Here is a 23967-nt window from a genome sequence, read left to right as displayed (position 1 = left end):
GAACAAACGTTTTACTAACTACTTTTTGGCACTTTTATACCTTAAATCTATTCTTCTACAGCGGGTTAAAATGCCACAGACCTGCTAAAGGTTTTTAAAGTTTTTTGTGTTAAAATATAGTTTATAATCCTTAATCCTGCCGTTGGCATTATCCTGCCTTGGTAATAACTTTAATCCTTTTATAGTATAACTTTTACCCAGATCGATCACCAGCTGATGCGGTGGTTTAGGCGATCGGTCTTCCCATTGCGTATGCCAGTAACTGGTAAACTGCAGATCGAATACATTGGCTGCATTACCATCATTGCCACCAAGCTCTTCACTATCAGCATATACAATTTTCCAGCTGTCACGCGGTATTTCATTGCCCTTATCATCCAGTAATACAATTTCAGCAACCGAGCTATAAGGCTGGCCTTTTTGCTCTGATAGCGCTTCCAGACAGAAATACCGTGCCGTTACCGGTTTAAAATCAACAACCTGCCATTTGTTATCGTTGGCAAAACTGCCTTCGGCGTAGGCTTTTTGTGTGCTATCCCATTTTTGATTGGCTTTCCTGTGCAGCTCAGGTTGTTTTTCGTTTACGACATCCAAAATGGGTTTATCCAAAAAGCTTAAAGCAGGTTTGTCCATTCCAAAAAGATCAAAAACCACCACTTCATTTTTCCCTTTTTTAAGCCAGCTGCCCGGCACGAGCATGGTTTGCGTTGGGCCGATATTCCAGTACCTGCCCAAACACATTCCATTTAACCAAACTAAGCCTTTATTCCATTTACCCATATCGAGGTAAGTATCTTCTAATTTATTGGCAATAAAACTTCCTTTGTAAAAAGAAGCCGTAGCTGGCTGTTTGCCAAGCTTTTCATAACGGAGCGGAATATTGATGTCCCCCAGTCTGATCGGATAGTTCTTCCAGCCTTTTAATGCCTGCTGTTTTCCGTCTTCAGAGAGGTATACTTCACCATGGACGCCTTTCCAATCGTGCATCTGATAACCATAGTTTACCCTACCCGTGGCCTCTAACAGAACCCTTAACACACTTTTATGCGTACGGGCGGGTATTTCGATGCTGAATTTATTCTTTCTCCTGTCGAGCTCACCAATCTTTTTCCCATCAAGATACACCAAAGCATAATCGTGGATATCCTTAAACGCCAGACTCGCTTTCTTGCCCGCAGCCAAACTGGTTTCGTACAATACACAACCAAAATCCTGGTTTAAATCTTCCATCAGCATGGCTGTATCGGTCAAAACAGGTTTAGGCAGGTTTTTTGTCAACACCGCTACCGAAGAAAAAGCAACAGGTTGCAATTTCTGGATTTTATTTGCTGCAGGCACATCAGGCAAAACCTCTCCTGCTTGCAGATAATTGGCAAATAACTTGCGGATGGCGTAAAATTTAGCAGTGGCATTCCCAGCCTCGTCAATCGGGGCATCGTAATCGTAACTGCTGGTTTGCGGTAAATAAGGAGGTGCATTGGCGCCGCTGTAGGTACCAAAACTGGTGCCGCCATGCGCCATGTATATACTAAAGGATGCTTTATTGTCGAGCATGTATTTCAGTTCGGCCACAATGCGTTGCGTATCACCTACATGATGCGGCCTGCCCCAGCTATCGAACCAGCCAGGATAATATTCGCCACACATTAAAGGCCCCTTAGGCTGTATGGCCCTTAAAGCTTTAAAATTGGCCTCAGGATCGCTGCCAAAGTTGACTACGGCAAACAGATCATCCGGGTGGTCGTTCTTTAATTGCGAAGGTCCATCGCAATGGAAAAGCGGCACATTAAAACCGGCTTCCTTTAAATCGGCCTTAATGATGTTCATGTAATCTTTATCGTTGCCATAGCTGCCATATTCGTTTTCTACCTGCACCATAATGATGTTGCCGCCTTTGCTCACCTGCAGGGGCGCAAGCTGTTTACCAACGGCAAGTAGGTATTTTTTCGACCGTTCTAAGAAATATGGATGTTGCGTGCGCAAACGGATGCTTTTATCTTTTAGCAGCCACCAGGGGAAACCGCCAAACTCCCATTCGGCACAAGAATATGGCCCTGGTCTTAATATCACATATAAACCCACTTCTTTAGCCAGCCTGCAAAATTCAGCCGCATCGCTCTGCCCCTTCCAGGTAAACTGACCGGGCTGTTTCTCGTGCATGTTCCAGAACAAATAGGCACATACCGTATTTAAGCCCATGGCCTTGGCCATTTGTAAACGCTGTTTCCATTCGGCTTTTGGTATGCGTGCAAAATGCATCTCCCCACAACGGATGACATAAGGCTTGCCATTGAGTTCGAAAGCCTCGTTACCAATGGCAAACGATGTTTCTTGTTGTGCCCGGCCATTTATAGCTAAGCCACATAAAAGCACAAGGGTGAGGATATTTTTAAGCAGTGGGACGCGCATTTGTTCGGTTTTGTTGATTTGTATTTTTTAAAAGTATAACAAGGAAATGAGCAAAACAACATAAATAATAGCGCAAACGATTGACTGATTTTTATACAAGGCGTTTTATTTGCGTAGAATTTCGCCATGCATTTGCTGATGATGAGACTTTAGCCTTTGACCTTAAAAAGCCGTGGAATTACTTCCCCAAACACAAAAGAAAATGGGGAAATATGGCAACAGCAGATTCATTCATTTACACCTATAATCATTATTCTTGAATTTTATTTGTACTCTTCAAAACCAAAAAGAAGGGCCATAGCTGCATAGAACGGGCTGTTAGATAAAAACAAACCGTTTATGCGCTTTAATAAAAATAACTGGATTAGCTTTTGCCTACAACTTTTTTAGTGGATAAATTGAAGCATATATATCCATTGATAATCAACTAAACACCTACCTAAATTAGAAAAGCTTATGGCAAACACCGACAGTGGCTACCCGATAAATGCAGCCAATTTAAAAGATTTAATTATCCGTTTAAAAACCCTGGGGGCTGATTATACTCCGCCCAAGCCCAAAATTACTATTGAAGCCTTAGAACTCCTATCTAAAAATGCAGAAGAGGCCAATCGAGCTTTAAGTCTGGTTTTGCCTGTTTACAGCAATGCTGTTGATGAACAGGAAATACTATTCAAACCGCTGGCCGCTTTGATTACCCGAAGTTACAATTACTTTAAGGTAGTGGTTGATAATCCTGATAAGTTACAAACGGCTAAAACACTTGCCGACCGTTTAAGGGGCATGGGGAAAAACAGTATTGCAGCCGATGGTTCTGATGGTCCATCTAAATCCAGGGTATCGTACGATAATAGAGTGGAAAATTTTAAACAATATATTGACGTGTTAAATACGAGTAAAGTTTACGAACCTGCTCAGGAAGATATCAGCATAGGCACTTTTCAGGCTTTGCTCGCCAAAATGGAGACTAACATCACAGCGGTTGCCCTTGCTAAAGCACCTGTTGATGATGCCCGTAAGAAGCGTTTTAATATCTTCCATGGCGAAAAAGGTTTGATCGATACGGTATTAGACGTTAAAAATTATATCAAAGCGATATTAAAAAGTGATCACCCGCAACGCAAACATATCTTGGGTTTAACTTTTACAAGATTGAAACTGTAAGTAGGTACTCAAATCTTTATTTGATATAGGCTATCTTAAAAAAGATAGCCTTTTTTAAGCATTTAATTAATTATTGGTAAACCATCTCCTGAGACAGAAGTTCAAAAGAGATTATTGTCAATAGGATAAGTTTGAGAGACGTATAGAAACGTAAAGTTAAGACTGCAAACAAATAAACCATAAATACATTACATAAAAAAAGCAACTTTCTGCCAGAACCATTACAACCTAATGGCTGATTTTGACTTAACTAAGTTATTAATTATATTCAACCCTGGAAAACTCAAATGAGCGATGCATGGATTAGGGATGTTATATCTCAGCTCAAAACCAACTCTAGCACATCGGCATTAGGAAATACCCTGGAAACTCTATTCCAAAACAATAGAAATCTTTTTACAAAAACAGTAACGGGAGTAGATAGGTCTTCCGGCGAAATAATAATAGCTAAATTAGAGAAGTATTAAAAAATATGTCAGGTTACATTTCCATAGAAACGTTATACGAAACCGATTCGACAAGAGAAAAAGAAACTATAAAAGAGATTGATTTAAAAAATAACTTAGAAGGTCAAATTAATGGTCTTTGGTACTATAATCAAACTTTCTTCTTATATCATCTAAAAAAAAGAGACTTTCATTCGGCCAAATTAAATGCATACTTATGTGGGTGTATAGATGAATATTTGATTACCCATTACGATTCAAGAATTTTAGACTCTGGTGTTAGGAACCTTACTTATGTATTATTGAGCGATAATAATCAATTAATTACCCGATTTGCTGATCTTGGACATTCAAGTTATACATGGATGGTTGAGCGTGGCCACAGTACGCTTTTGTATTGCATTCAACAGATTATGAAAGGAGATTGGGAAAGAGTTAAATGGAGTATCGAAATTATGAAAACAAAAAATGAAAAACTTAGAAAAGTAATTCTACCAGATATACTTTTTTTTGAAGGATTAATGGAGAAAGATGAATCTAAAATTTGTGTTGCAATAGCACAATTACTTAAAGATCATAAAAAACGGAATAAGCATATGGGAATTACAGAAGAATATATTTCTATACCAGCCCTAACTTACACCAAGTTAGCTTGGTTAAAAGGCTTTGAAATTCAAATTGATCACCCATTAATACCAAAAGAATTTTTAACTTATCGACCACTAGAATACTATGACGATAAGTACTCATTTTTAAAGCTATAGTGATATAAATAGAAGCTTGCCTCAATTCCACCGAGGCAAGCTTTTATTTTTAATTACTAAGGCATTTTTCCCTATAACTCAAATATGTTCGGCTATTGCAGATGATATAATCCACAATATCAATATTCAATTTTACACAGGCATCATTAACAAGGTTTACAAAGCATTCATCAATTACGTCTGTTACAGTTGTTTTTTTTGCACAGTATTTTAGAATTACTACACCGTAAGCGTTACTAGCGTGTGCCAAACCTGATATTTGTTGTAAACAGTTACCCGCTTTTCCATACCCCTGCACTTTGTACCAGGCAAAAACCTGATGCCTCTCGTTTACAAACAATACATACTTCTCGTTTTCGTGCCTGGACAATGGTTTGCAGGCAATGTGTTTTAAAAGTTTAAAAGAAAACCTGGCCTTACTAACATCTAAAGGCCGTTTGAGCGCTTGATAGCTGAACTTAAGCTCGGCCAAAGCAATTTGATTTTTCTGTGTTCGCATTTTGAAAAATTAAATAAAAGCCCAGGTCACCGCGAACACAGTCGGAAAACCGATGGGTTGCCGGACTTTCACCGGTATGCCTAGGATATTGTTTAAGAAAAATTATTAATTGGATTTCTCCAACTGTGTTCGCATTATAAAAGTAAGAAAATATCTATTATAATTAAAAAAATCAATGATTTATAGGAGAAGAAAGCCTGAATTGTGGGAAAACAAGTTAGCCGATGAGATGGATGAATCAATGCTTATAATACTCAACCACCTTCTTCACAAACACCTCCATCCTATCCTTTAACGATTGTAACTGTTCGTAAGCAGCATTTATCCCTTCCATGGGGTCTTTTATCTGCAAACGTTCCAGCCGTTTGGGTTCGCCGCCACTTATTCTCTTTTCCAGTTCTAAAAATTCTTCGGGTGTTTGCCAGCGTTTAATTTCGGGGTCGTATATCCATTGTTTAGCGGCTTTGGCTTTTTCGTAAATGGTATAGTAAGTAATCAATGCTTTAGGAGGTTCTTCGTATATAAAATTCTCCCAGTTTTCGTAGCGTTCGCTTTTTCTGGTCAGATCCTTAGGCTTCATATTGCGGGTTGTAATGTAGACCTATTACTTCTTCTTGCGTGGCTTTGGTTTGTCGGTAATTTGATTCAGCGTTTCAGCTTCTTTTAATAAATAGCGTTTGATCAGTTCGATTAATTCTTTCATAATAATTTAGTTTTTTTACGTGGTGATAATTCTCCGTGTTTCACACCGCTGTCTAAGACAAAATTACTAAAAATATTAGTAAATAAAACTCATTTTACCAACACTCTTTTTAGTTGTATTAAAGCGCTTTTTATATTACGGTGTGCACAATGTATATTATTGCGTTCTGATTTTATTTTGATGCGTTCTGGTTTTATTTTGATGCACCCCAATTCTATTTTAATGCGTTCGTGTTTTATTTTCATGCATTCTGGTTTTATTTTGATGCATCCCAATTCTATTTTAATGCATTCATGTTTTATTTTTATACATTCTGGTTTTATTTTGATGCACCCCAATTCTATTTTAATGCATTCATGTTTTATTTTCATACATTCTGGTTTTATTTTGATGCACCCCAATTCTATTTTATTGCATGTGCTTTTTATATTAAAGCTGGATAGATACTGAAATAAATCCGATAGCTATCGGATCAGCATGACGATCGTCCCAGGCATGGCGCTAAAAACAATTTAGCGTAAATGAGATGTAGTTACAGGGTATAGATGCGCGGGATCCGATACTTATCGGATGGCGATAAGCGCAATAAAAACAATCCTCATCCTAAAATCAGGCAAGGAGCATTGGCCAGGAACCACTACCCTTCGTTCATAAACCTGGTAGTAACGGAAATCCTTTTTATTGCTTAAAAATCTTACTGCTTCTAAAATCATATCTGCAATAAAAAGATTGGAGTGAATAACAGGACTGTAATACCCATGGAAAGCCAAACGTTGATTTTCAAAAAAACACCGCTATCTGCAAAAAGAAGGAAAGCGGTACTTAGCCGCTAACTTTTATAGGCGGGAACAAAAACATCTGTCCTTCTACAAGCTGCCAATGACAGCGCCCTACTAAACAGATCTTCGTCCGATAGCTATCTGATGCGAGGGAGAATCCCTAAGTTTCGGGATAGCAATCTCTCCTGCTAGCGATCCTGGTAAGAAAGATTGCTTCCCCGAAGGGTCGGGGCAGGCTGTCGGCTGAAAAAGCCTTCTCGCATCCGATAGCTATCGGATGACGATTCACTTAGGTATTAAGCTAATATTAATAAATTATAAACCCCAACGCTTTATTGCCTACCTTTCGGCACTAACCAAACTTCAGAATTACTTCAGAATTGGAAACTACCTTCGCGCATTATACAATAAGCGGCTGTACATCCGATATTGGATTAATCATTAATTATGAACATTAAAGAAAAAGTAAATAAACTGTTAAATAATAGATTTGGACCAGTTTTTTTAGTTGCCCTGCTGTTATGCGGCATATCGCTTGTTACCCGGCTCAGTTTATTGATCTTTAGCGCTTCATTAGTTGATTGGTCGATACTGAACCTGCTTAAAATATTTGTGATCGGTTTGTTTTACGATCTGGCTGCTGCGTCTTTTGCCGTTATTCCGATCGTGCTTTACCTGTGGCTACTGCCTTCAAAATGGTATGGACGCAAATTCAACAAGGTATTGTTGTTTATCTATTTCTTCTTTGTTGTTTTTACACTCATTTTCAATGCCGTATCCGAATGGTTCTTTTGGGAAGAATTTTCGGTGCGTTATAATTTTATAGCGGTCGATTATCTGGTGTACACCACAGAAGTGATCGGTAACATCCGCCAATCGTATCCTATTAACAGCATTATGGTTGGCCTGGTGCTTGTTACAGCCGCGATTGTTTATCTGCTAAGAAAAGCAATTACGGCATCTACCCACCATAAAACCGGCTTTGGCAAACGCACAACAACCGCATTGATCCTTTTATGCCTGCCCGTGTTTACGTACTTCGGTGTGAGCCATAAATTAAAATACCTGAGCAAAAACCAGTATGTAAACGAACTCTCGGGCAATGGGATGTACGATTTTGGTTTTGCCTTTTGGAACAACCAGCTCGATTACAATACCTTTTACAAAACAATTCCGCTTAAAAACGCTGAATCAATTTTGAGCCTTCTGCTACAACAAGATACGGTTGCGAAAATCGGAACATTTAAAAATACTTCCAGGGCCATTAGCAACCCGGGTGCCGAAAACAAAATGAACGTGGTGCTGATTAGTGTAGAGAGTTTGAGTGCCGAGTTTTTGGGCACCTTTGGCAATACGCAACACATTACGCCCCAACTCGATTCGCTGGCCAAAGAAGGTTTGCTTTTCGATAATTTATATGCCTCAGGAACACGCACCGTGAGGGGTTTAGAAGCACTTTCGCTCTGTATCCCGCCTACCCCCGGACAATCGATCGTGAAACGGCCGGATAACCATAACCTGTTTACTTTGGGCAGTATATTCCGATCTAAAGGTTACAACAGCAGGTTTATTTATGGTGGATATGGTTATTTCGATAACATGAACGAATTCTTTTCGAACAATGGTTATGAGGTGACGGACAGAAGCGCATTGCAGGATTCAGAAATCCATTATTCGAACATTTGGGGAGTAGCCGATGAGGATCTGTTTACGCTGTCGTTACGTGAGCTGGATAAAGATTATAAAAACAACAAACCCTTTTTCGCACAGATTATGACGGTTTCGAACCACCGCCCCTACACTTACCCCGAAGGCAGGATCGATATCCCCTCGCATACCGGCCGGGAGGGTGCCGTTAAATATACCGATTACGCCATTGGTAAATTTATCCGCGAGGCCAGGCAGAAACCCTGGTTCGCGAATACTTTATTCGTGATCGTAGCCGACCATTGCGCCTCGAGTGCGGGCAAAGTGCAGTTACCGGTTGATAAATACCATATCCCGATGATTTTTTATAGTCCGGGGCACATTACGCCAGGCAAATTTGAGAAACTGACCGCACAGATTGATATCGGCCCGACCATTTTGGGTTACCTTAATTTTAGCTACGATAGCAAGTTTTTCGGTCAGGATGTATTTAAAATGAAGGATAGTGATGAGCGTGCTTTTATCAGTACCTACCAAAGCTTGGGTTACATTAAAAACAATAAACTGGTTATCCTCGATCCAAACAAAAAAGCAGCGACTTACAAGCCCGATTTCACTACTGGCAATGCGGTTGCTATCCCTGCAGACCTGAAACTGATTGATGAAGCGATATCCAATTATCAGATGGCTGCTTACCTCTACCAAAATGGTTTATACGGTTTTGAAGCGCAAAAAAAATAATTAAATAGCTAAATTTAAACCATGGGCATAAACATTGGATTGGTGATCTGGAAAGAGATGAAGGCAAAATCCTTTAGCAGGGATCAGCTTGCCGAAGCCGCAGGCATTAGTAAACACCGCGTAGGTACCATCCTTAAATCAGCTTCTATCGACACGGCTATTTTAACGCGGATTTCTATTGCCCTCGAAACTAACTTTTTCGAATATTACCGAAAAGATGAAGACCTCGCAAAGTTTGAAGTTGACCTGGCAGCCCAAAATAACGAGGGACTAGGCGAGCTTAGAAACCTGGTTAAAGAAAAAAACCGCCTGCTTGAACTTTGCAACGAAACCATTAAAAGCCAGAAGAAAATAATTGCTGCATTGGAACATATGCAAGAATTGTAAAACGATCGGTTATCTGCTGATTTCGAGCTGAGAATGCCATTCTTTAAGCAAATCCGGGTGATTTGCTATTTCTTCTTCATTTAAATCGTCATCCAGTTCGCTCAATTTAAAATCGATGGTATCGCTTACCGTACTGCTGATGTTAAGCAAATGGTCTATTTCAGGATCAATCAGATATTCCAGAAGTTCGAACACGGCACATCCGGCATTTAGGGCATAACTACCCAGCGGATCAGGGAACTCTTCCGTATCGGGTAAAACGCTTTCTAAATCAATTAACAGCTGATTTACTTTTTCTTCATCGATGGTATTAGTAACCGAAGCTTTAGCATATTCGATAGCTTCTATTAATATTTCAGGATTGCCCCAATTAAATTTTTGATGAAAACCGATATAGTCAGGTAAAAGCCTTTCACAGATATTGATACCAAAGCCAATAAGCCGTTCCTTAGGTAAATGTGATAGCTGATTACTCAGCTGTTCGTAAAATTGGGTAGCATCCATTTGTTTATTACTTTAAGCTAATGCTATTTTAAACCTCCGCCATTAAGTGATTAAGGTAAGGATTCTAGCACATAGATCAAGGTCAACAAAGATATGCCTAATTTCTATAGCTACAATTTTATTGTTGTTAACGGACCTCCTGCTTCATACAATTGCTTTGATTATCTTACATTTGCTTGGCTATGCAGTTACCTCCGCATCATTTACTCCAGGGATTGGTTAAACACTATTTAATTATAGACCATAAAACCGATGCGCAGCAATATTACAGGATGTTTTCTGACGGCAACCCGGGGATTGTTTTTCATTTAAAGGAACCCTTTTTGCAGTGGGATGAAGAAAATATAATTGCTCAGGCCCAGCCCCAAAGTTTTGTTTATGGGCAGCTTACCCGTTACAATACCATGATGAGCAAAGGCAACCTGAATATGATTGTGGTGGTATTAGCCCCTTATGCGCTATTTACTCATTTCCGCACCGCAGCATATGAGTTAAATGATCAGACTATTCCGCTCGGGGATCTGTTCGGGAAGGAAGGTGGGAATTTGCAAAACCGGATTTTTGAAGCCCCAAAAACTGATGCCGCTGTTGATATTATTGAAGACTTCCTGTTCAAATACATCGCTCCGCTAAATCAATGTATTACAGAATTTCGCATGGCCATGAATCTCATCTATCAACACCGGGGTATGATTAGCATAGAAGATTTACTTAAAACAGTACCGATAACTGAAAGGCAACTGGAACGCAAGTTCCTTGAACATATTGGCAGTTCCCCTAAGCGGTTCGCAGATACCATTAAGTTTCAGCATTTTCTTAAAATGCTTCAGAAACAATCCCCAAAAGAAAAAATCGCCGGCCTGATTTACGAATCGGGCTATTACGACCATGCTCATCTCAACCGCAATTTCAGAAAGATGACCGGCTTTACGCCTGCACAGTATAAAGATACTCCGCAAATGCTGGCCATAAACCTCATGCCGCTACATTAATTTCTTTGTCGGTTTTATACAAATTTCCGGAGATCATACGCCTTAGCTTTGAAGAATAAAGCATTAAATCTCCTGAAATGAAAAATTTTAAAATAGCTACAGCGCAGTTCGAAAACAAAAGTGGCGACAAAAGCTACAACCTTTCTGTAATCAAACAACTGAGTATGGAAGCAGCAAGCCAGGGCGCACAGGCCATTGCCTTCCACGAATGTTCCATAACGGGTTATACCTTTGCCAGGCATCTTTCTAAATCACAGCTGCTTGAGCTGGCCGAGTGTATACCCCAAGGACCAAGCATTATCCAGTTGACCGAAATTGCCAGGGAATTTAACATCGCCATTCTTGCCGGATTATTCGAAAAGGATGAAAACGATAATTTGTTTAAAGCTTATGTTTGTGTTGACGGAACAGGCCTGATTGCCAAACACCGTAAGCTGCATCCATTTATAAATCCACATCTTTTGCCAGGTACGGCATTTACCGTATTTGATCTCTATGGCTGGAAATGTGGCATCCTGATCTGTTATGACAATAACATTATCGAAAACGTAAGGGCAACCACACTACTGGGCGCACAGGTCATCTTTATGCCCCACGTAACGATGTGCACCCCTTCTACCAGACCGGGAGCAGGTTTTGTAGATGCCAGGCTTTGGGAGAATAAGGTGGAGAACCATGACCTTTTACGGGCGGAGTTCGACGGATTAAAGGGCAGGCAGTGGTTAATGAAATGGTTACCCGCCCGGGCCTACGACAATGGGATATACGCCATTTTTGCCAATCCGATTGGGATGGATGATGATCAGCTTAAAAACGGATGTTCGATGATTATTGATCCCTTTGGGGATGTAATGGCCGAATGCAGATCTTTAGACAATGAATTCGTCATAGCCGAATTAAGCGCCGACCGACTTACCGAGGCTGGTGGATACCGGTATATCGAGGCCCGAAAACCTGATCTGTATAAGGAAATTATTGGTCGGGCACACCTAAACAAACAACAGGTTTCGTGGCTGAAAAAGGGTACGAGATAACTTTTTATAGAATCAGGCAGTATTTTATACTGCCTGATGATGAATATCTTATTTGATCAATGCTGAGGGCGCATAGCCAAATTCCTTTTTAAAAGCAAAGGAGAAATGTGAGAGGTCTTCAAAACCTGTTTCCATATACACTTCAATTGGTTTTTTATGCTTTTCTGCCAATTGATAATGCGCCAGCTCCAATCTTTTTTTGGTGAGCCACCTTTGCGGCGAAAGGTTAAAGGCCTTTCTAAAATCGCGGTTAAAGGTGGATAAACTTCGCCCAATCAGATAACCGAATTTCTCCAGTGGCATATTGAACATAAAATTCTTCTCCATAAAATCGACCAGATCGATTTTGCCGGGTTCCTGAAAATCGGTTAACATATTATCGATACCCGGATCAATAAAGCGGAGAATGTTAATGGCCTCGTTTATTTTAATGGCCGCAATGTGCTCCGGAAAAGCTTCCTGAAGATCAAAATACGGAATTAAGGATGCCAGACAGCTTTTCAGTAAGGGATGATGGCTGAAACTCATAATTCTCTGCGAAACCTGCACTTTAGTGTCGACTTCCAGGTTGGCGTAAAAATCCCTCAAACGTTTGGTAGATAAATGCATCACCACGGTTTTGTGTGGCTGCCCATCTTTCGGATAATTGATAATAGTGGCCAACTGGTTGCGTGGAATCAAAAAAATATCTCCGGCATTAAACACATGCTCTTTGTCGGCCTCAATAATTTTGGTTTCCCCAGATATAAACCATACCAGCATGTGGTTATCGAAAACGACTTCCGTTTTAAACAGCTTATCCTCATAACAGGAAAGTTTAATTTCTGGGGTGATGTATTTTGTTTGGAACTCCATTATGGCTAAAATACAAATAATTGATTTTAATTAATCTGCATGAAAGGTGATACCGGTCATTTTTTCACTTAAAGCCCAAAGGCGTTTCGCGTTTATCTCATCAACAGCATAAGGTTGTACCCCGCGTAAAGTAGCCGGTTCGGACATGAGGTGTTCGATATTGCCTAAATCCAGTTCCGCAACATCGGCATCTTCGCAATATACTCCACCAATCTCATTTAATAAGGGACTCGTGGCACACCAAACAGTGGTGGCCGCACCTTGAGCAAGTGTTTTTAGTTTCTTTTCTACTTCCGGGAAGATATTGCCATCGGCATCGTGCGTACCCATTTGCTGATAGAGCTCCATCGGGGCTTCCCTGCCTAAATCAGTATGGTTAACCGAACCAGGATGCAAAGCATAAGCCCTGATCCCGGATTTTGCCCCACGGGCATCAAGCTCAACCGCAAAAAGATTATTGGCCGATTTCGATTGCCCGTAACCTACCAGGGTTTGATACTCCTGTTGTTCAAAATTAGGGTCTTCGAAATTAAAGGGTGCAATCTGATGTCCGTAGGAAGATACATTGATCACCCTCGCCGCGTTGGCTTTTTTAAGTGCCGGCCATAATTTAGCTGTAAGCTGGAAATGTCCCAAATGGTTGGTAGAAAGCTGCGATTCGTAACCACGTGCATCCCTGCGTAAAGGCACCCACATAATGCCTGCATTGTTGATCAACAGATCTAGTGTGCGGTTACTGGCTAAAAACTTTTCAGCAAAAATATTAATGGAGTTAAAATCCATTAAATCCATGGCTTCAACTTCTACGTTAACCAGGCCGGACAGGTTCTTTTTGGCTTTTTCGATGTCGCGTGCCGGTACAATTACCCTTGCCCCCGCCTGCACGAATGTTTTGGTGGTTTCCAATCCGATGCCTGCATAACCACCTGTAATGATGGCTGTTTTTCCGCTGAGATCAATTCCTGTTATGACATCGTTTGTGGTAGATGCTGCATTAAATCCTGAGCCGATTGGCTGCTGTAACGCCCCGTTGTAATTATTGTGTTTCATTTTTTTATTGTTTTAATACACAACAAAAATAATGCACCTAACAACAGGCCGCTTTGTTCAAAATATCAATCTTACTTTGTTTGGAATGTCATGATAACAATCAGTTAAGCGGCAAAAGCTATTTTAGAAATAAGTTTTATTTTAGTATTTTGTATATACAAGTACATCATACCATGGAACTTACATTGAAATCTAACAACCAAGAAAGTATTGCTAAAATTATTGCACTGGCTAAGAAATTAAATGTAATGATTGAGGCGAACGGATCTGAGTTGGGCGATATCCAAAAAAATGCACTTAAAAACCAGATTTTGAACTTCAAAGCGAAAAAAACATCTTCTTTTGGTGATGCTGCTGAATGGCAAAAAAAACAGCGTGAAGACCGAGACCTACCTCTTTTATAAAGATGGCTTTCCTGCTAGATAGCAATATCATCATCTATTCTTATTATAAAGAATTTGATTTTTTAAGGAAGCTCATTACCGATGAATCCTGTATGGTCTCCGAAATTTCGCGCATTGGGGTACTTGGATATCATGCTTTAAAAATGGAGGAAGAAAGATATTTTCAAAATGTCTTTTCTTATGTACAGATCATTCTTCCAAACCAAAATATATTCAATCAGGCTATTATTTTACGCAAGAAATATAAGTTAAATTAGGCGATAGTCTTATTGGGGCTACTGCATTAGTTTATGACTTAAATATTTAAACCCGCTACATAAGTGACTTTGAACGTATTAAAGAGCTAAAAATTTTCAATCCACTCGCTTAACAAGAGAACTTCTCCCCTCATGTGTTTTAAGTTCTTATTCCCCTAATTCTCTACTCATACTTCTTCTCTATTCATCCTTCAAAGCCTCCACCGGATTCGCCCTGGCTGTTTTGTAAGCCTGAAAACCTACTGTTAAAAAGGCAACAACTGCGGACAGTTGAACAATGCAGACTGGCATTAACCTGAATGCAAAAAAGCCCCACATTTCTGTGAGGCTTCAGATTTTTCTATGATTCTATTTAGGTAAATTTTAAAGAGGATATGAATAAAGTGAAGCGGTGGTCTTACCTCCTTTTGCCACACTGAAGGCTCCATATCCATAACCGACATTGTTGTTTGTTAGATTATAAATAATAAAATCGAAGCTAACATTACAAGGAACCTTAATTGATACAAAACCATTTACATCAGTTACTCCTTTTAACACAGCATCGTTTATGAAACTTCTAACATTGACAGAATTTGGCTGTCCCGCATTAGTCGGATAAGCTACTATTCCCAGATTTTTTAACGGTGTCCTGTAATCATTATTAGAGATCAGCGTAATGTTCAATAAACCTGAAAAATCGGAAACTTTAATATTCTTTTTTTTCTCGGCTCCAGCTACAACCTGAACGTATTCATCGGTAAGATAATTAACCTTATTAACCTTAACAGAATCTGTAATCACCTGATAGTTTTTAGGTAGCAAATCTGGGAAGTAAGCTATACCATTTTCATCTGTACGAACCGAACCAACCAACGAATTGGCGTTTGGCAGTAATGTGATATAATAGAGTTCAGGATCATAAACTGAAACTTTAACACCAGCTATACCTTTTCCAGCATCGTCGCTAAGTTGGTAACTAAGCTTTCCTGCGGCCGGCGAATCGATCAACTTCACATTCGTAACCTTTTTACAAGCGCTCATAAAAACACAGAGTGCCAGTAAAAGCATGATTTGATATTTCATATTCTTATAAAAAATAAGTGAATTTATAATCAAACCGTTACTAATACACGTTCATTGAATAGCTAATCGTAGCATCTTTCTGTACCAATACAGTATTGGTATTATTATAAGAGGCATTTGTTACAGTATTATAAAGATACACGTAGTATTGTTTAGCTGAAGGGATTTTGAATGTAATTGCTCCAACGTCGTTAGTTACTCCTGAAAAATCTGCGACTTTTAAATTAGTAGCAGTAGATGAATTATAATTGTATTTATTAGATGGAATCATAATTACACCTATATTTTTCAGGAGTTGGTTATTGTTGTAAGACCTAACCGTTAGTTCAAATGTGCCAGAATAATCTGTGACCTTTGTTTCTTTGTTCTTAACGGCACCTGTAATAACCTGAACATATTCCTGAACGAGATAGGCCACATTGTTCACTTTTGCCGAATCTGCAACAAGAAGGTAATTGTCTGGATTAAGATCTCCAAAATCAGCCAGGCCATTAGCATCCGTTAAACGTGTGTCTAAAAGAAATGTGTTAGCTGGATAATAATAATAATTATCCTGACGATCAAATAAGGATACTTTTACATTTGGTAATCCTTTTCCGGCATTGTCGGTTAATTTGTAAGTCAGTTTTCCACTTGTAGAAAGTTGAACATCCACATTGGTGGTTTTTTTGCAGGAAATAAATGCTGCTGTAAGCAGAATTAAGAGCGTAAATTTTGATTTCATAATATTTTTAAATTTGGCGCAAATATATCATAATGATTGATTAGTTAAGAAACATTTTTACTGGATTGAAAGAGATAAATATAAAAGCTGTTGAACCAGCAGTTTGCTAAAGAAAAAAGAGATTTTTTCAATCCTTAACAACAAGCTACACACGGGAGAAAGCTTGAAAAACTAATATTGAACTGATCTATAACAACAAAAAGAAGCCGTATCATAAATGGTAACTTCATTCGGATTTTTATATTGAGGTTGTTGAAACACCTATACAACATTTATTTAGGTTCTTCGACAAGTTCAGGATAACAATTTTATGATCCCCTGAGTTTTCACTCCCTAAAGCCCAAACACATACCCGCTCAAAATTTCTTATAACAAAAAACCTTTAAGTTTGAGACTTGAAGATTTTCTGTGATCTCGCTGGGATTGGCTCAGCCCTGCAAAATCCCGAACCCGGCCCTGAGCCTTTTACAAAGCGAACCCAGGCCGGCGCTTCTGTTCAGATCCCAGTGGGAATAAAACAAAAAAGCCCCACATTCCTGTGAGGTTTTCTGTGATCCCGCTGGGATTGGCTCAGCCCTACAAAATCCCGAACCCGGCCCTGAGCCTTTTACAAATCGAACCCAGGCCGGCGCTTCTGTTCGAATCCCAGCGGGAATAAAACAAAAAAGCCCCACATTTCTGTGAGGCTTTCTGTGATCCCGCTGGGATTCGAACCCAGGACCACTACATTAAAAGTGTAATGCTCTACCAGCTGAGCTACGGAATCATTTATATCCCTTTCGGGGCTGCAAAGATAGAAATATAATTCACTCTTTCAAAAAATAAAACTAAAATATTTAACAAATACTTAACAATAATTAAAAGACAGGTTGTTAAATCTTTATAGATCATACTGTTAAATGCAATCAAAAAAATATGAGTTTATCTGCTTTTTAGCAAATTTTCAACCTACGCTAAATAAACATGCTCTTAACCAATCCTAAAAAGCTTTCATGTATCCATAGCAGACGTTACTATTGCTAACCATTGTTCTGCAATAGCCATTAACAAAAGATTTTAACATTCCTAAAAGTTGTATAAATTCTTAATCATTTTTTATTTCCTGTTTTATTTACATTTTTACGCATACATTCGCTTTTCCTTAATGAATATTGAAAATCTCTATGGTGAAGATAAATGGGCCGCTTTCGGTGGTTCTTCGCCTCTCATTGCCGTTTTTAAATCTTATCACCCGCTCAGCCCTGAAATTGAAAACATTATTAACAGCTACACTTTTCCTATCCGGTTTGCAAAAAACAAACATATTGCATCGCCCTTAAAACACAACCGGTACATCTTTCTTATTTTAGAAGGTGCCGTACATGGTTATCTGAAAATGGGGAATAAAAAAATCACCACCTGGATTGCCGCCGAAAACGAACTGGCAGGAACCATCCGGAATTTATGGGAGAATGAAATTTCTGACGAATATATCGAAACAATCGATCCGGTATTTGCCATCGCCGTTCCACACGAAATGTCGAAACTGCTGTATGAAAAATTTCCTATAGCCAATTACGTTGGCCGTAAAATGACGGAGATTTATTTCCAGGGGGCAACAGAGAGGGCTTATATCAGCAGGCTGCCATCGGCATTAAAACGCTATCAAAGGTTTCTGGTTTCCTACCCGCATTTAATTAACCGCGTTCCGCTCAAGTATGTGGCATCGTTTATCGGTATGCGGCTCGAAACATTGAGCAGGATCAGGAAAAAGGCTATTGTTGAAACAGAAAATCTTAAACAGGCATAAAATATTCTGTACCAAAGTCAAAGAAAAGATTTATGGTTGGTGTTTTGAAAATCAAAGGCTGTTTTCCAAGGCTGCTAATAAAATGGTGGAACAAAATGCCAGCTTAATTACTCAGTATAGTGGTAACAGACTGTGCTGGTAGAAGTACTTGCCTGCTATCTGTATATTTTTTGTAAGGTGATAAATTGTAATCAGCCGAAGTAACATATGTTTGAACCTTTTTAGGTTTGGTACCCTGTATTTCCATTTGCAAATCGATATCTTTATCAGTAGGATTAACCGCCACCGTGACCAGTTTTTTATCTTTAAAGTAGCTTGACACATAAATCTGCGGAGCGTTATCTTCATTCACCTTAACGAGAACGCGTTTACTCCCAGCACCAATAAACCTGCTGTAGTTACCCAAAGCCCAAAGCATTTTGCTATCGTAAACCTGCCCATCTGTCTTATTTTTATCGATATAAACCAGTCCATCTTTATAATCGCTTGCCGAAATGGCCAGCCACCATTGCCATGATGTGGCACTGGATAAGACCAGATCGTGGTGGATCAGTTTGGCGATAAAGAGTGCGGGCACCATGCCCAGGTCGCGCTTCTCTCCTTTAACTACGGCATCGCCAAGAATACAATATTCCGACATCCAGTACCTTAAACCTTTTACAGCGGCAACAGCTTCAGCCGTTTTTTTGCGTACATCAATCAATTTTGATTCAGGGCTCGTAGTAAAATAGCTGTGTCCTGAAATGGAATTGTCAACAAGTGAAAGATTGCCAACATAATTGGAGGACGCGGCATTGAAGAACTGAAAAACCTGATTGCCCTTCGCCGCATTACCATTGTAATAGAGATAATCCAACTGACCGGCCTCTCCTATCTGGATCTTGGTACGAAGCTTGTTTTTAGAAAAGGCATCGTTAATCCCTCTATAAAGCTGTGCAAGCTCTGTATTGTTGTAAGGACAGCCTTCCTGGTTATGTTCATTCCATTTCCATTGCGGTTCATTGGCAGGACTTAAATAATCAAGCATTATACCAGTAATTTTCTTTAATCCTTTAATCGTAGCAACCAGATCAGCAGAAAACCCAGGGAGTTTTTCAAAATCGAGGTTACAGTTCCCATCAGTGGAGTATGCTTTTCCGTTTTTGGTAAACCGTATGTGAGGACTGTTTACAAAACCGATAAATTGATTTACACCCCGGGCTTTAGCCGCTTTTAAGAACCAGGTCTGACCGGGCATGGCGTTCCAATCATAACTACCATCTGGTTGTAGAAAAGCATACTGGCGACGCCATTGGTCGCCGATATCGCTAGCTTTCCCCTGAGCCGCACTACCTGCCCCAATACTAAAACGCCAGGTATTTAAACCAATCCCTATCGGTTGGCCAGTGTTTGTGGTCTGTTTACTAAAAAGCAGATCGGCCATTTGATTCCGTTTTTCTTCTGGCCACAATCCGGCAAACTGGCACGACCAGGCATCTGAAGCACCGAAACCTTCAATGGCCTGAAATTGAACTGTTGAATCAATGTGGACTTTTACGACTGTTCGTTGTGCAAACGTTACAGTACAATAAAAAAAAGATATGATACCGATAAAGAGTTGGCTTATAATTGCCTTCATTGTAATTTTTTATACAATAATAATAAAAATGCTTTCATCATACCGACGGAAAACGACCTCCCTTCATATAAAACAAAAACATTTAACAAAAAAAGGCCGATAAAATCGGCCCCTTTTTCAAAATAAATCACTACTAACTAAAATTTAACAGAATTGAGATTCTTATCTGTTAAAATGCCTTCACTAAGTTTAAGTCCAAACTGTAGTTTACGTTTTGCCTTTAATTTCAGGATAAACAGATCAGAAGTTCCGTTTAAAGCTTCCTTATTGCCCAGGTTTACAAAGGTTGGATACAAAACCTTCGCGCCGTTGGTATGCAAACGATCGTTGGTGAGGTTATCCATCTGTTTGGTATTTAAACTTTCAACGCTTACAAAATCATAATCCTGTGCATTGTATGGCAGCGCAAAACTTAGCGCATTTACCGATTTCAGATTGATTCCCTTTACTTTGACGTCTATAATTTCGTCTTTATTATAGGTCTGTTTTGCGGTATTGATCTCGAGTTTACCTGAGACTTTATCAATTTTATCATCACTTACACCGCCCTCTAGTTGGGTAGCCACAACCGAAATATCGTAGGCATCGATGAGGTTATTTTTATTGATATCGCCATTGCTGATATAGCCTTCAAAATCGGCATCACCCTTTCTTAATCCGGTATAATTGATATAAGAGGTGAAGTCGTTTTTATCGATTAAGCGATCGTTATTGATATCTCCCGGAAGATAACTTTCAGTGCCCGGAACTTTAAATACATACAGTTCGCGACCAGAGCCAAAACCACCAACCCCATCGGCAACAGCAATTTTGATGTAACGAGCTGTAGGATGTGCAGCAAAATTGAAGATCTTAACATCACCGTTGTTTGCCCATTCAAATGCACCTGCATCTGTCCAGCTTTCCTTATTGTTGCTGTAGTAAACCTTACCTTTCAACAATATTCCATTTCCTCTCCCTGAACGCGGCAGATAATGAAATTTCTCAAGTTGATTAACCGATTTGAGATCAATGACCATATCAAAAGGAACAGCCTTTGCACCCCATTTGGTATGCCACATATTGCCCTCATCAAAATCGAACAGATTAGTGATACCATCGCCGCCCTGGTTCTCTGCTGTGGTTTCGGCCACAATTCCCTGTATGGCGAATTCTAAAGGATTGGTTTTAGTAGTCGCTTTAATTTCCGTCCAGTCAGAATAACCATCTTTGTTTACGGCACGTAATTTAAAGGAGTATGGGGTTTCTGCCATTAATCCATCAAATAACAAGGCCGTATCGCGGATAGTGGTATAATGCATGTCGTTAAAATCGATCTCATAGAAATCTGCATTATCGACCTTTTTCCATGTTGGTGTTAGCGTATATGCTTCTCTGTTTTTATCGCTGATGCCAGCATTAAGCGGAGCTGCTAATTTCCCCGTTGAAACGCGTTGTTTATCAGCGGGTTCAAATGTAAAACCATCAATGTTAAGTGTGATCGGATTTACAGTAATATCAGTAGACTGTAGTTTTACCAGTAACTGTGGATTTTTAACCATTGTTACTTTCTCAAACTCACTTCCCTTTGTGGCAAAACGGTTTAGATTTGGCGCAACATCATAGAAATATACATTTGCCTGTTTTAAAAATTCGTCTTTCGAATTTACTTCTGTCAACTTAATTTTACTGTTCCCAACTTTTGCAACAAGCCTTTTCGGTTTTTCGGTTAGGTTGATCACAAAGGCTGTGGTTTTTTCTTTTACAAAACCGTCGAAATCACCTTTTGCGGGATGGATAGTGACTACAACATGATTCTTTTGGTCTAGTTCTGATTCGATTAAAGTAGAAGCACCTTTACCTAGTTTATAAGCTTCTGTTGCGCCATCGTCATCATATTCGGTAAATGAAGTTTTTCCAAAAGGATAGAGTTCATATATTCTGTTTGCCTTATTAATTTCGGACACATTATTGTTCGCATTCGTCATCGGGATAATCGCGCCGTTTTTCACAAAAACCGGCAATTTCCATAATGGTGCATCAAAACTGTTGAGAATACTGTTTCCATTGTATTTTTCTCCTGTAAAATAATCAATCCAGCTTCCTTCCGGCAAATAAATACCGTTGCGGATATCGTTACCCTTATCATCTGATTTAGTGGCCTGATAAATTGGCGCCACCAGGAATGAAGGGCCATATAAATATTGATATTGTGTTGAGATACCTTTGGTATAGGCATTAGGATACTCCAGAAACATGGCCCTGATGATCGGCAAGCCGGTAAGCGCTTCTTTTGCCACACTATAAGTATAAGGGATCAGTTCCGATTTCAGTTTCAAATAATTCCGGTTGATCGAAGCAACGGGTTCGCCTAAAGCATGCGGATATTTTTCGTTGGCACCCCAGCCATCCATATTTAATTCCATAGGCGTAAAGGTTTTCCATTGGAAATCCCGGGTATTGATGGTTAAATTTTTACCACCAAAAATACCATCCATATCCGACGTAATGTTGGGTTGACCTGATAAGCCAGAACCGATATATGTTGGGATATGGAAACGGATATATTCCCAAACACCCCCGGTCTGGTCGCCCGACCAAACACCTGCATAACGCTGTGTACCTGCCCAACCATCTAATGAAATGATAAAAGGTCTGCTGCTATTGCCATAATAAGGCATAATCTGGGCTACATCGGCCACACCGTTCAATCCGAACGAATAGCCTGCGCCAACCCATGCCACATCCGTTTTTAAAACGCGAACACCTGCATCTCTGGCTTCCTTGATGATATCGCGTTGCAACAGTGCACTTACCCCAGCTTTAGGATGAAGATCTGATTGCGTCCACAAACCGATTTCTACACCATTTTTACGGGCATAATCGCCAAAACTTTTCAGGTTCTGGATATTTCCGTCTAGTGTTTCCGTCTGACCATAACCTGCGCCATAACCATCATTCGGCAGTACCCAGCCCAACGGCATATCATTTTTTTTATACCGGTCGATCACTGCGCGCGCAGAAAACTGATAATTATTTTTTTCTCCGTTAAGCGATTCTTTTATACCACCGTTATCCTTCTGACTTTCTTTGTAATGTTTACCATCTTCAAATAATGTCCCTTTTTCATCTTCTTTCCAGAAATCGCGGTTATAAGCGTTTAAATGCCCTTCGTAGAAACCAAATTTTGGAAGCAATATTGGATTCCCCGCGAGCTGATAAAAATCGTTTAATAGAGCTACTGCTCCATCATTGATCATAAAAAAAGCGTCAAGATAATCGGTATCATGCGTTAGGTTAACCAATCCTTTTTCTTTGGCGCCAAAATTATATTTCCCTTTAGCGAAAGTATACCACATTACCGCATAACCATTGGTAGACCAATAATAAGGTGTTGGAGAGGCCACTCCCCCATCCGTCCAGCTGTTTTGGTTTTCGATGGCAATGGCTTTTCCTTTATGGGAGAAACGGCCGTTCTGCACGCCACCACCGTAAAAATATTCCTGCGGATTCTCTTTTAAGCTGAGGGTAACTTTCCCCTTTTCGAACCGGATAGGTGCCAGTTCTTCCACAGCCACCGCTTGTGTAGCCAGGTTAATTATTTTGATCAGCGAAGTATTTTTATCGATCAGTACGGTAATCTTGCTTGTCAATATAAATAACTGATTATTTTCATCTTTAATTTCCAGTTTTGAAACCGGTCTGCGTGGATTTTCTACCAAAATTTTAGCTTCAGGTTTTGCCTCCGGATCGCGGATAAATCCTCCGGTGGGATCTTCGAAAAGACGGAAAATATTATCGCCATAAAAATCAAGCGTTAAACGTTGATTATCGGATAGCAATAATTCTATTGTTGTGCTGTTGATTTTTTTCAAACTGATTACTTTCGTAACTTGTTGAGTCTCCTGACCCAATTTTTGAGTGGCTGACTGGGCAGAAACAGAAGATGTACAGGAAAGCAATAGTAAAACAAATGCCGGAACCATATTTTTGGGAATGTTGACTTTAAAGTATTTGTTAATTAAATGCAGGGTCATTAAATTTTGATTTGGTTATGTGTTTATACGTTCAGGCAAGCTTAGGTTTCAGCTGCCGTTTGATAAAGTTAATAAACCCATTATAGGAAAAGGTGCATTTTTAAGAACAAAAACCGCGCA

Annotated in this window: 19 protein-coding genes and 1 tRNA gene; 9 read left to right on the top strand and 11 right to left on the bottom strand. The window is 39.6% G+C overall.

Annotation, left to right across the window (positions count from 1 at the left end):
- Positions 1-84: 84 nt before the first annotated feature.
- Positions 85-2409 (bottom strand): beta-galactosidase, encoded by a 2325-nt coding sequence (locus tag AC04Q1_RS20220; protein ID WP_478366377.1) that lies wholly within the window; start codon positions 2407-2409, stop codon positions 85-87.
- A gap of 456 nt (positions 2410-2865) precedes the next feature.
- On the opposite strand from AC04Q1_RS20220, the gene AC04Q1_RS20215 reads away from it, so the two are divergent.
- Both AC04Q1_RS20215 and AC04Q1_RS20210 read left to right on the top strand, forming a co-directional pair.
- Positions 2866-3573 (top strand): hypothetical protein, encoded by a 708-nt coding sequence (locus AC04Q1_RS20215; RefSeq protein ID WP_478366376.1) that lies wholly within the window; start codon positions 2866-2868, stop codon positions 3571-3573.
- Positions 3574-4045: 472 nt separating this feature from the next.
- A complete protein-coding gene (locus AC04Q1_RS20210) occupies positions 4046-4783 on the top strand; it encodes an immunity 49 family protein (protein ID WP_478366375.1) in 738 nt (245 codons plus the stop codon).
- Between the two features lie 49 nt (positions 4784-4832).
- Here AC04Q1_RS20210 and AC04Q1_RS20205 read toward each other — a convergent pair whose 3' ends face one another.
- Both AC04Q1_RS20205 and AC04Q1_RS20200 read right to left on the bottom strand, forming a co-directional pair.
- A complete protein-coding gene (locus AC04Q1_RS20205) occupies positions 4833-5282 on the bottom strand; it encodes a hypothetical protein (RefSeq protein ID WP_478366374.1) in 450 nt (149 codons plus the stop codon).
- 238 nt (positions 5283-5520) lie between these two features.
- Positions 5521-5862: a hypothetical protein gene (locus AC04Q1_RS20200; protein WP_478366373.1), complete on the bottom strand. Its 342-nt coding sequence runs from the start codon at positions 5860-5862 to the stop codon at positions 5521-5523.
- A 1349-nt stretch (positions 5863-7211) separates the two neighbouring features.
- Between AC04Q1_RS20200 and AC04Q1_RS20195 the strand changes: the two genes are divergently transcribed.
- Both AC04Q1_RS20195 and AC04Q1_RS20190 read left to right on the top strand, forming a co-directional pair.
- Positions 7212-9152, top strand: a complete 1941-nt coding sequence (locus AC04Q1_RS20195) for an LTA synthase family protein (RefSeq protein ID WP_478366372.1) — start codon at positions 7212-7214, stop codon at positions 9150-9152.
- A gap of 21 nt (positions 9153-9173) precedes the next feature.
- Entirely contained in the window at positions 9174-9539 is a 366-nt protein-coding gene (locus AC04Q1_RS20190) for a helix-turn-helix domain-containing protein (RefSeq protein WP_478366371.1), read from the top strand.
- Positions 9540-9548: 9 nt separating this feature from the next.
- Here AC04Q1_RS20190 and AC04Q1_RS20185 read toward each other — a convergent pair whose 3' ends face one another.
- The gene (locus tag AC04Q1_RS20185; protein ID WP_478366370.1) at positions 9549-10043 is read right to left on the bottom strand and encodes a DUF416 family protein; all 495 of its coding nucleotides are present in this window, start codon (positions 10041-10043) and stop codon (positions 9549-9551) included.
- A gap of 182 nt (positions 10044-10225) precedes the next feature.
- Between AC04Q1_RS20185 and AC04Q1_RS20180 the strand changes: the two genes are divergently transcribed.
- Positions 10226-11035, top strand: a complete 810-nt coding sequence (locus tag AC04Q1_RS20180) for an AraC family transcriptional regulator (protein ID WP_478366369.1) — start codon at positions 10226-10228, stop codon at positions 11033-11035.
- Positions 11036-11112: 77 nt separating this feature from the next.
- Complete coding sequence (locus AC04Q1_RS20175) at positions 11113-12069, top strand: nitrilase family protein (protein WP_478366368.1); 957 nt, start codon at positions 11113-11115, stop codon at positions 12067-12069.
- Between the two features lie 48 nt (positions 12070-12117).
- On the opposite strand, the gene AC04Q1_RS20170 is transcribed toward AC04Q1_RS20175, so the two are convergent.
- Positions 12118-12924 (bottom strand): AraC family transcriptional regulator, encoded by an 807-nt coding sequence (locus AC04Q1_RS20170; protein WP_478366367.1) that lies wholly within the window; start codon positions 12922-12924, stop codon positions 12118-12120.
- A 30-nt stretch (positions 12925-12954) separates the two neighbouring features.
- Entirely contained in the window at positions 12955-13974 is a 1020-nt protein-coding gene (locus tag AC04Q1_RS20165; RefSeq protein WP_478366366.1) for an SDR family NAD(P)-dependent oxidoreductase, read from the bottom strand.
- 53 nt (positions 13975-14027) lie between these two features.
- On the opposite strand from AC04Q1_RS20165, the gene AC04Q1_RS20160 reads away from it, so the two are divergent.
- On the top strand, positions 14028-14378 hold the full coding sequence (locus AC04Q1_RS20160; protein ID WP_478366365.1) for a hypothetical protein: 351 nt from the start codon (positions 14028-14030) through the stop codon (positions 14376-14378).
- A 2-nt stretch (positions 14379-14380) separates the two neighbouring features.
- Positions 14381-14635, top strand: coding sequence for a PIN domain-containing protein (locus AC04Q1_RS20155; RefSeq protein WP_478366364.1), 255 nt, complete (start codon positions 14381-14383; stop codon positions 14633-14635).
- A 363-nt stretch (positions 14636-14998) separates the two neighbouring features.
- Here the strand turns inward: AC04Q1_RS20155 and AC04Q1_RS20150 are convergent, their stop codons facing one another.
- The 3 genes from AC04Q1_RS20150 to AC04Q1_RS20140 all read right to left on the bottom strand — a co-directional run bounded on the left by AC04Q1_RS20150 (position 14999) and on the right by AC04Q1_RS20140 (position 17190).
- Positions 14999-15700, bottom strand: coding sequence for a carboxypeptidase-like regulatory domain-containing protein (locus AC04Q1_RS20150; RefSeq protein ID WP_478366363.1), 702 nt, complete (start codon positions 15698-15700; stop codon positions 14999-15001).
- A 40-nt stretch (positions 15701-15740) separates the two neighbouring features.
- Positions 15741-16424, bottom strand: coding sequence for a hypothetical protein (locus AC04Q1_RS20145; protein ID WP_478366362.1), 684 nt, complete (start codon positions 16422-16424; stop codon positions 15741-15743).
- A 693-nt stretch (positions 16425-17117) separates the two neighbouring features.
- Positions 17118-17190 (bottom strand) — tRNA-Lys (locus AC04Q1_RS20140).
- Positions 17191-17568: 378 nt separating this feature from the next.
- Here AC04Q1_RS20140 and AC04Q1_RS20135 point away from each other — a divergent pair.
- Complete coding sequence (locus AC04Q1_RS20135; RefSeq protein ID WP_478366361.1) at positions 17569-18213, top strand: Crp/Fnr family transcriptional regulator; 645 nt, start codon at positions 17569-17571, stop codon at positions 18211-18213.
- Between the two features lie 103 nt (positions 18214-18316).
- Here the strand turns inward: AC04Q1_RS20135 and AC04Q1_RS20130 are convergent, their stop codons facing one another.
- Both AC04Q1_RS20130 and AC04Q1_RS20125 read right to left on the bottom strand, forming a co-directional pair.
- The gene (locus AC04Q1_RS20130) at positions 18317-19831 is read right to left on the bottom strand and encodes a glycoside hydrolase (RefSeq protein ID WP_478366360.1); all 1515 of its coding nucleotides are present in this window, start codon (positions 19829-19831) and stop codon (positions 18317-18319) included.
- A 137-nt stretch (positions 19832-19968) separates the two neighbouring features.
- Positions 19969-23847, bottom strand: a complete 3879-nt coding sequence (locus AC04Q1_RS20125) for a TIM-barrel domain-containing protein (RefSeq protein WP_478366359.1) — start codon at positions 23845-23847, stop codon at positions 19969-19971.
- Positions 23848-23967: the final 120 nt, after the last annotated feature.

The organism is Pedobacter humicola, from assembly GCF_056490705.1.
Note: the sequence above shows the minus strand (reverse complement) of the source record. Positions and strands in the feature narration are given on the sequence as shown.

Coding starts and splice junctions, on each gene's coding strand:
- AC04Q1_RS20205 (WP_478366374.1), bottom strand. CDS start 5,282: ATGCGAACACAGAAAAATCAAATTGCTTTGGCCGAGCTTAAGTTCAGC.
- AC04Q1_RS20150 (WP_478366363.1), bottom strand. CDS start 15,700: ATGAAATATCAAATCATGCTTTTACTGGCACTCTGTGTTTTTATGAGC.
- AC04Q1_RS20135 (WP_478366361.1), top strand. CDS start 17,569: ATGAATATTGAAAATCTCTATGGTGAAGATAAATGGGCCGCTTTCGGT.
- AC04Q1_RS20220 (WP_478366377.1), bottom strand. CDS start 2,409: ATGCGCGTCCCACTGCTTAAAAATATCCTCACCCTTGTGCTTTTATGT.
- AC04Q1_RS20210 (WP_478366375.1), top strand. CDS start 4,046: ATGTCAGGTTACATTTCCATAGAAACGTTATACGAAACCGATTCGACA.
- AC04Q1_RS20180 (WP_478366369.1), top strand. CDS start 10,226: ATGCAGTTACCTCCGCATCATTTACTCCAGGGATTGGTTAAACACTAT.
- AC04Q1_RS20195 (WP_478366372.1), top strand. CDS start 7,212: ATGAACATTAAAGAAAAAGTAAATAAACTGTTAAATAATAGATTTGGA.
- AC04Q1_RS20190 (WP_478366371.1), top strand. CDS start 9,174: ATGGGCATAAACATTGGATTGGTGATCTGGAAAGAGATGAAGGCAAAA.
- AC04Q1_RS20155 (WP_478366364.1), top strand. CDS start 14,381: ATGGCTTTCCTGCTAGATAGCAATATCATCATCTATTCTTATTATAAA.
- AC04Q1_RS20145 (WP_478366362.1), bottom strand. CDS start 16,424: ATGAAATCAAAATTTACGCTCTTAATTCTGCTTACAGCAGCATTTATT.
- AC04Q1_RS20200 (WP_478366373.1), bottom strand. CDS start 5,862: ATGAAGCCTAAGGATCTGACCAGAAAAAGCGAACGCTACGAAAACTGG.
- AC04Q1_RS20125 (WP_478366359.1), bottom strand. CDS start 23,847: ATGACCCTGCATTTAATTAACAAATACTTTAAAGTCAACATTCCCAAA.
- AC04Q1_RS20170 (WP_478366367.1), bottom strand. CDS start 12,924: ATGGAGTTCCAAACAAAATACATCACCCCAGAAATTAAACTTTCCTGT.
- AC04Q1_RS20130 (WP_478366360.1), bottom strand. CDS start 19,831: ATGAAGGCAATTATAAGCCAACTCTTTATCGGTATCATATCTTTTTTT.
- AC04Q1_RS20165 (WP_478366366.1), bottom strand. CDS start 13,974: ATGAAACACAATAATTACAACGGGGCGTTACAGCAGCCAATCGGCTCA.
- AC04Q1_RS20215 (WP_478366376.1), top strand. CDS start 2,866: ATGGCAAACACCGACAGTGGCTACCCGATAAATGCAGCCAATTTAAAA.
- AC04Q1_RS20185 (WP_478366370.1), bottom strand. CDS start 10,043: ATGGATGCTACCCAATTTTACGAACAGCTGAGTAATCAGCTATCACAT.
- AC04Q1_RS20175 (WP_478366368.1), top strand. CDS start 11,113: ATGAAAAATTTTAAAATAGCTACAGCGCAGTTCGAAAACAAAAGTGGC.